Origin of the sequence: Streptomyces phytophilus (assembly GCF_013870535.1) — a bacterium.
Classification (GTDB): domain Bacteria; phylum Actinomycetota; class Actinomycetes; order Streptomycetales; family Streptomycetaceae; genus Streptomyces; species Streptomyces phytophilus.
On record NZ_JACBXC010000220.1, the window covers coordinates 1 to 6,793 of the forward strand.

7 protein-coding genes and 1 pseudogene are annotated in these 6,793 nt (G+C 71.2%); 4 read left to right on the forward strand and 4 right to left on the reverse strand.

The window, feature by feature from the left end; all coding sequences use genetic code 11:
- Positions 1–411: pseudogene (locus tag H5J30_RS12980) on the forward strand (sacsin N-terminal ATP-binding-like domain-containing protein); the annotation flags it as partial.
- Between the two features lie 142 nt (positions 412–553).
- Here H5J30_RS12980 and H5J30_RS12985 read toward each other — a convergent pair.
- Positions 554–1,903: an MFS transporter gene (locus H5J30_RS12985; RefSeq protein WP_181787588.1), complete on the reverse strand. Its 1,350-nt coding sequence runs from the start codon at positions 1,901–1,903 to the stop codon at positions 554–556.
- A gap of 15 nt (positions 1,904–1,918) precedes the next feature.
- The gene (locus tag H5J30_RS12990) at positions 1,919–2,392 is read right to left on the reverse strand and encodes a MarR family winged helix-turn-helix transcriptional regulator (protein WP_181787589.1); all 474 of its coding nucleotides are present in this window, start codon (positions 2,390–2,392) and stop codon (positions 1,919–1,921) included.
- A gap of 150 nt (positions 2,393–2,542) precedes the next feature.
- Between H5J30_RS12990 and H5J30_RS12995 the strand changes: the two genes are divergently transcribed.
- Entirely contained in the window at positions 2,543–2,788 is a 246-nt protein-coding gene (locus tag H5J30_RS12995) for a BrnA antitoxin family protein (protein ID WP_258563293.1), read from the forward strand.
- Between the two features lie 322 nt (positions 2,789–3,110).
- On the opposite strand, the gene H5J30_RS13000 is transcribed toward H5J30_RS12995, so the two are convergent.
- The gene (locus tag H5J30_RS13000; RefSeq protein ID WP_181787591.1) at positions 3,111–4,292 is read right to left on the reverse strand and encodes a helix-turn-helix domain-containing protein; all 1,182 of its coding nucleotides are present in this window, start codon (positions 4,290–4,292) and stop codon (positions 3,111–3,113) included.
- Between the two features lie 104 nt (positions 4,293–4,396).
- Between H5J30_RS13000 and H5J30_RS13005 the strand changes: the two genes are divergently transcribed.
- A complete protein-coding gene (locus tag H5J30_RS13005) occupies positions 4,397–4,921 on the forward strand; it encodes a flavoprotein (protein WP_181787594.1) in 525 nt (174 codons plus the stop codon).
- On the opposite strand, the gene H5J30_RS13010 is transcribed toward H5J30_RS13005, so the two are convergent.
- Positions 4,914–6,392: an NCS2 family permease gene (locus H5J30_RS13010; RefSeq protein WP_181787592.1), complete on the reverse strand. Its 1,479-nt coding sequence runs from the start codon at positions 6,390–6,392 to the stop codon at positions 4,914–4,916. The two genes, H5J30_RS13005 and H5J30_RS13010, sit on opposite strands and share 8 nt — an antisense overlap.
- Before the next feature lie 81 nt (positions 6,393–6,473).
- On the opposite strand from H5J30_RS13010, the gene H5J30_RS13015 reads away from it, so the two are divergent.
- Entirely contained in the window at positions 6,474–6,740 is a 267-nt protein-coding gene (locus H5J30_RS13015) for a DUF2530 domain-containing protein (RefSeq protein WP_181787593.1), read from the forward strand.
- Positions 6,741–6,793 lie beyond the last annotated feature (53 nt).

Here is a 6,793-nt window from a genome sequence, read left to right on the forward strand (position 1 = left end):
CAGCAGCCGCCGCCACTCCGCCACCGACTCCGGCGACACCGGACCCGACCAGCCCCGCGGGCGGACCGCACCGCCGACGTGGAAGGCGTCCAGGTCCGCCGGCTGACGGAGGCGTACGAGGCCCCGGTGGAGACCGCGGGCGAGACCCGCGAAGTCCCGGAGCCCGTACGGGACCTGCTGGGCCCGGACACCCCGGCGACGTACGAGGAACACGAGCAGCTCACGGCCGGCGGCACCGAACTCGACTGGCGCCGCACCCCGGACGGCACGGTCCACGCGGCGACGATGGAGGGGCTGGCGGCGGGGCTCGCGTGGGCGACGGGGCAGTGGCAGCGGCGGTTCGAGGCGGCGGCGCTGCTGGAGGACCCGACGCGGACGCGGGAGCTGGGGGAGGCGCGCTGGTTCGACTGAGGGGATGCGGAAGGGGCCGTACGAGACGCACGGCCCGTACGCATGGCCCACGCATGGCCCGCACGCACGGCCTGTACGACTGGCCCGTACGACCCCGAGGACGCGCGATCAGCCCCCCGCCGCGTCCGGCCGCCCCGCGCGGCTACGCCGCCGGAGCCAGTTCCTCCGCCCGCTGCGACGGCACGAACGCGACGTGCTTGCGCCCCCGCCGCAGGTCTATCCGCAGCCGCAGCCCACCGACCCGGGCCAGCACCAGACCCACCGTGACGGCCGCGACCGCCGAGATCACCCCGCAGGTCAGGAACCCGATCCGGGCGCCGAACGTGTCCGTCGCCCAGCCCACGACCGGCCCGCCGATCGGCGTGCCGCCGACGAACACCATGACGAACAGGCTCATCACCCGCCCGCGCATCGCCTCGTCCGTGGCGAGCTGGACGCTGGCGTTCGCGGTCGTGTTGAACAGCAGCCCGGCCGCGCCCACCGGCACCAGCAGCGCCGCGAACAGCCAGAACGTCGGCGACACCGCCGCGACGATCTCCAGCACCCCGAACGCCACCGCCGCGAGCACCGTCAGCCGCAGCCGGCTGACCCCGCGCCGCGCCGCGAACAGCGCGCCGCCCAGGGAACCGGCGGCCATCAGCGAGTTCAGCAGGCCGTACGTGCCGGCGTCGCCGTGGAAGACCTCGTCCACGTAGGCGGTGAGCCAGATCGGGAAGTTGTAGCCGAACGTGCCGATGAAGCCGACCAGCACGATCGGCCACAGCAGCTCCGGCCGGCCGGCGACGTACTTCAGGCCCTCGCGCAACTGCCCCTTGCCGCGCGGCGCGCGCTCGACGCGGTGCAGCTCCGCGGTGCGCATGAGCAGCAGCCCGGTGATGGGCGCGAGGAACGAGAGCCCGTTCAGCAGGAAGGCCCAGCCGCTGCCCACGGCCGTGATGAGCACACCGGCGACGGCGGGCCCGAGCAGCCGGGCCGTCTGGAAGTTGGCGGCGTTGAGGCTGACGGCGTTCTGCATCTGCTCCTTGCCGACCAGCTCGGCGACGAACACCTGCCGCGCCGGGTTGTCGACGACCGTGGCGAGGCCGAGCAGGAACGCCATGAGGTAGACGTGCCACACCGTCACGGCTCCGCTCAGCGTGAGCGCCGCGAGCGCGAGGCCGATGAGGCCCATGGCGGCCTGGGTGGCGAGGAGCAGCCTGCGCTTGGGCAGCCGGTCGGCGAGCACGCCGCCGTAGAGGCCGAACAGCAGCATGGGCAGGAACTGGAGCGCCGTGGTGATGCCGACGGCGGTGGCGGAGCCGGTGAGGCTGAGCACCAGCCAGTCCTGTGCGATGCGCTGCATCCAGGTACCGGTGTTGGAGACCACCTGTCCGCCGGCGAAGAGCCGGTAGTTGCGGATCCTCAGCGAGCTGAAGGTGCCGCGTCTGCTGCTGTCTTCTTCTTCGTGGTCATCGGGTGCGGGTGCGGAGTCTGCTCCGGGTCCCGTACGCAAAGCTTTCTCCTCCGGTCATCGTCTTCCGTCAGCGTGGTGCGCCTCCGACATGGGCAGATGTGCCAGCTTTTCGAGCACCGGCGCGGCGTCGCGCAGGGTGGCCCACTCCTCCTCGGACAGACCCGCGGCCAGTTCGGCCAGCCAGGCGTTGCGCTTGCGGCGGCTCTCTTCGAGCATCGCCTCGGCCTGCTCGGTCTGGCTGACCACCTTCTGCCGCCGGTCCTCCGGATGCGGCTCCAGCCGGACCAGCCCCTTGGTCTCCAGCATGGCGACGATGCGCGTCATCGACGGCGGCTGGACGTGCTCCTTGCGCGCGAGCTCACCGGGGCCGAGCGGACCACAGCGGAAGAGCGTGCCGAGCACCGACATCTCGGTCGGACTCAGCGACTCGTCCACGCGCTGGTGCCGCAGCCGGCGGGTCAGCCGCATGATCGCGGAGCGGAGGGAGTTCACCGCGACGGCGTTCTCCTCCTGGGACAGGTCAGGCATGGTCATTAGAGTACCTCATTACTTTGTCTAAGTAAAATGCGGAAGTCGAGACAGAGGAGGTTACGGCCTGCGCGCCCCGCGCCACCCGAAAGGATGACCCCGTACGGGAATGCCCGCCCCCGCGACACGCGACGGGCGACGCTGGCCGTCATGGGGACACACGTGCTGAGTCTGCGAATAGAGGGCAACCTCCTCGACCGCCTCCGCACCCACGCGGCGAAGCGGGACATGCCGGTGCAGGACTACGTGCTGCAACTACTGCAGCGCAACGACTTCGACGAACGCTTCCAGGCGGCCGTAGAAGAAACCGACCGCCTCACCCACTGGCCCACCACCGCGACCACCCCGGCGCCCGCCTCCGCGAAGCCCTGGCAGGTCGGCGCCCCGCGGAAGTAGCGGCCTCAGTGAGGTCGGCCCGACTGGGCGGGGCCGCCTTGCTGGCTCGGCGTGGGGGCGGTCGGAGGCGTTGGCTGAGTGTCTCACCGCGACAGCCACCGAAGCGACGGTTCACGTCTGTCCCGAGCCGCAGTTGTCCACGGAGGGCAGCAGATGCTCTCTGATGGATGATGATGTCGCGGTGAGTCTGGACCTGAGCACTTACGAACTTCGCTGGCCCGCAGATCTGTTCGCGTCGGAGGGGGAACGCGTTCCCCGATCCTCAGATTCTGATTGGGCAGGCCGCGCTACCACTGCCACTGCTGACCCTGGTCGTCCACTGTCAGCCGCTGGGGCGATGGGACTGGGCCCAGCAGGCGTGAGTGGTGCGCCGCGCCTGGTGGACCAGGCCCCTGATCGTCTCGCGGGCGCCCGGGTGGTAGCGGGTCTGCTGTGGCGCCAGCCGGCGCGCCTGCACGATCGAGGCCATGGCGGCTTCGCTGCGGCCCGTCTCCATCTGGGCTCGGGCGCGGTCGATGTGGAGGTGTACCGCCCGTGAGATCGGCCAGTCCTCCGGGAATTCGACCTCCGACGCATACGCGAGCGCCCGCCCGTACTCCCGCATTTCGATGGCCGCCGACACCGCGTGTGCGGCGACGTTGGCAGGGCCGAAGGACAACCAGTGCACGTCCACGGCCTCGCCCACTCGTTCCGCGTGTGCGTGTGCTTCGGCAAGGTGCGTGTCCACGCTGCCGCGGTCGCGGGCCCGGGCCGCGATGATGCATGCGCCCAAGTGGAGCTGGCCGGTGACCGCGTTCCGCTCTCTCGACGGTACGGCCTGGTCCAGCAGGCCGTGGCCGGATGAGATGAGGCGCTTGCCGATCGTGTACTCGCCTTCGCGGAAATAGACGAGCGCGCGCATGTACTGGCGTACCGCGCCGAGTACCGGGTCGGATGCGCGGGCGGCGGCCCAGTCCATGCGGTCGAGTGCGACCGTCGACAGGTCGTAGAAGCCGAGCTTCACGGCGATGTCGTGCGCCGTGCGATAGGTGCTGGCGAGCGCGGCCCACAGCTTCGAGGACCCGGTGCGGTGGGCGGCGGTGGTGATCTCGGCGATCACCACCGGGAGGTGCGATGCCGCGTCGTGGAGCCGCGTCGCCCGTACCTGGACGCACAGGTGCGCGGCGGCGGAGAGGAGCTGTGGCGCGGGCCGGGGGCTGACTTCCGGGTCCGCGCCCAAGTCGTAGAGGTCGAGGGCTTCGCGGATGGGGCGGATCAGCTCGGCCAGGCGGTCCTGCTGCAACTCGGTCACGTAGGGCTGGCCGGTCAGCGCCGTGACGTCGACGGCCAGCGTGCGCGCGACGGTGGCGACCAGGTCGGGGCTTGCGGGTTTGTGGCCGCTTTCGACCTGGGTGAGCAGGCTGTACGAGTACGGGATCCGGCTCGCCAGGGCGCGCTGCGTCAGCCCTGCCCGCTTCCGGTGGTACGCGATGCGTGCGCCCGGGTGATCGTCATCGGGGGGCATCCACGGCTCCGTTCCGTCGCTGCTCCTTCGAAGCTACCCGCTTGCGCTGGGCCGTTCCGGCGCGATGGACTGCGCGGGTGGTCGACAAGGGTGTGCTCTACCTGATGGGCTGTGCCGCTCCGCCCGTGCTGCATGTCGGAGGCGTCATCCAGCGGGCGCAGGGGCTCGGGTGGACCGTGTGTCTGGGGTTGACGCCCACCGCCGCCCGGTGGCTGGAGGGGGACATCGACCGGCTGGCGGAGATGACCGGGTTTCCCGTGCGGAGCGCGTACAAGATGCCGGGTGAGCCGGACGTGTGGCCGCCCGCCGATGTCGGGGTCGTCGCGCCCGCGACGTTCAACACGCTCAACCAGTGGGCCCTGGGGATCACGGAGAACTTCGTCGTCGGCTTCGCTGCCGAAGGGATCGGCAAGCGCATCCCGCTGATCGCCATGCCGTGCGTGAACGCCGCCTACGTCCGGCACAGCCAGTTCCACCGCAGCGTCGACGCGTTGCGCGACATGGGCGTGCGGGTTCTCTACGGCGACGGCGGCTTCGTGCCGAACGAGCCCGGCGAGGGGCGGCCCGAGGCGTATCCGTGGGAACTGGTGCTCGACGCTGCCCAGGTGGCGCGGGGCGGGGTCAGTTGAGGCCCAGCCAGCGTTCGATGGGTTCCAGGGCGAAGTAGACGACGAACACCGCCGACGTCACCCACAGCGCCGGGCGGACGCTCGTCGGGCGGCCCACCGCCGTGCGGAGCAGGGTGTGGGCCAGGAAGCCCATGCCGATGCCCACCGTGATGCTGTAGCTGAAGGGCATGAGGATGATCGTGAGGAACGCCGGGGCCGCGATCGTCGGGTCGGACCAGTCGATGCTGCGGATGTTGGCCGACAGGATGAGGTAGCCGACCACCACCAGCGCCGGCGTCGCCGCCTGCGACGGGACGATCGTCACCAGCGGGGTGAAGACCAGCGCCAGCAGGAACATCGCGCCCGTGACGAGGTTCGCCAGGCCCGTGCGGGCGCCCTCGCCGACGCCCGCCGTGGACTCGGCGAAGGCGGTGCTGGCCGAGGCGGAGGCGGCGCCGCCGAGGGCGACGGCGGCGCCGTCGGCCATGAGGACCCGGTTCATCTCGGGGAGGCGGCCGTGTTCGTCGAGGAGGCGGGCCTCCTCGGTGACGCCGAGGATCGTGCCCATCGCGTCGAAGAAGCCGGACAGCAGCACGGTGAAGACGAAGAGGCAGCCCGTCAGGATCCCCGCCTCGCGGAAGCCGCCGAAGAGGCTCGCCTCGCCGAGCAGGCCGAAGTGGGGGGCCTCGACGATGTTGTCGGGGACCACCGGGGCGGTGAGGCCCCACGCCTCCTGCGGGAGGTCGCCGGTCGCGTGGATGATCATCGCGAGCAGCGTCATCGTCACGATGCTGACCAGGATCGCGCCGCGGAAGCGGCGGGCCAGCAGCACGAAGGTCAGCCCCAGGCCCAGCATGAAGACCAGCACGGGCCACCCTTTCAGGTGACCCGCCGTGCCCAGGGTGAGCGGGACGGTGGTCTGCGCGGAGTCCGGGTTGCGGGTGACGAAGCCCGCGTCGACCAGGCCGACGAGGGCGATGAACAGGCCGATGCCGATCGCGATGGCCTTGCGCAGGCCGTCGGGGATCGCGGACATCACCCGTTCCCGCAGCCCCGTGGCCACCAGCAGCAGGATGATCAGCCCCGCCAGCACCACCATCCCCATCGCGTCCGCCCACGACATCTCCGGCGCGAGTTGCAGCGACACGACGGCGTTGATGCCGAGGCCCGCGGCGCACGCGACGGGGACGTTGCCGATGACGCCCATGAGGAGCGTGGTCACCGCCGCGACCAGCACGGTGGCCGTGACCAGCTCGCCGTGGTCCAGCTTGTGGCCGAACTTGTCCGTCGCCGAGCCCAGGATGATCGGGTTCAGCACGATGATGTACGCCATGGCGAAGAAGGTCGCCAGCCCGCCGCGCAGCTCCTGGGTGACGGACGAGCCGCGGCGCGAGATGTGGAAGAAGGCGTCGATACGGGAGCGGGGGGCGGACGGCCGAGGTGGGGGGCCGTCCCCGGGGTCCGTGCTGGCGGTCTTCGCGGTGGGGGGCATGCGTGACCTTCGCGCTGTACGGCGGCCGGACTTCGGCGCCCACTCAGTATGCCGCCGCCCCCGGGCCCGTACCCTGGTGACATGGGCAAGAAGGCGTACAGGCATCCGGCGCCGGAGCCGTTCGAGGGCGACATCATGGCGGTGACCGTCGGCGGCACCGTGCTGTGGTTCGTGCTCTTCCTCGTCCAGTTGCCGTTCGTCGGCCGGCTGGACGACCACGACCGCATGTGGTGGCTGTGGACCTGCCTCGCGGGCGCGGGCCTCGGTCTCGTCGGCATCTGGTACGTACGCCGCCGCGAGGCCGCCCTCGCCCGGGGCGGGCGCGCAGGCGCAGAGTCGAACACGTAACGTCGTACGCATGACGCAGCGGGTCGAGACGGCCGCCGACGGCGGCGAGGGGC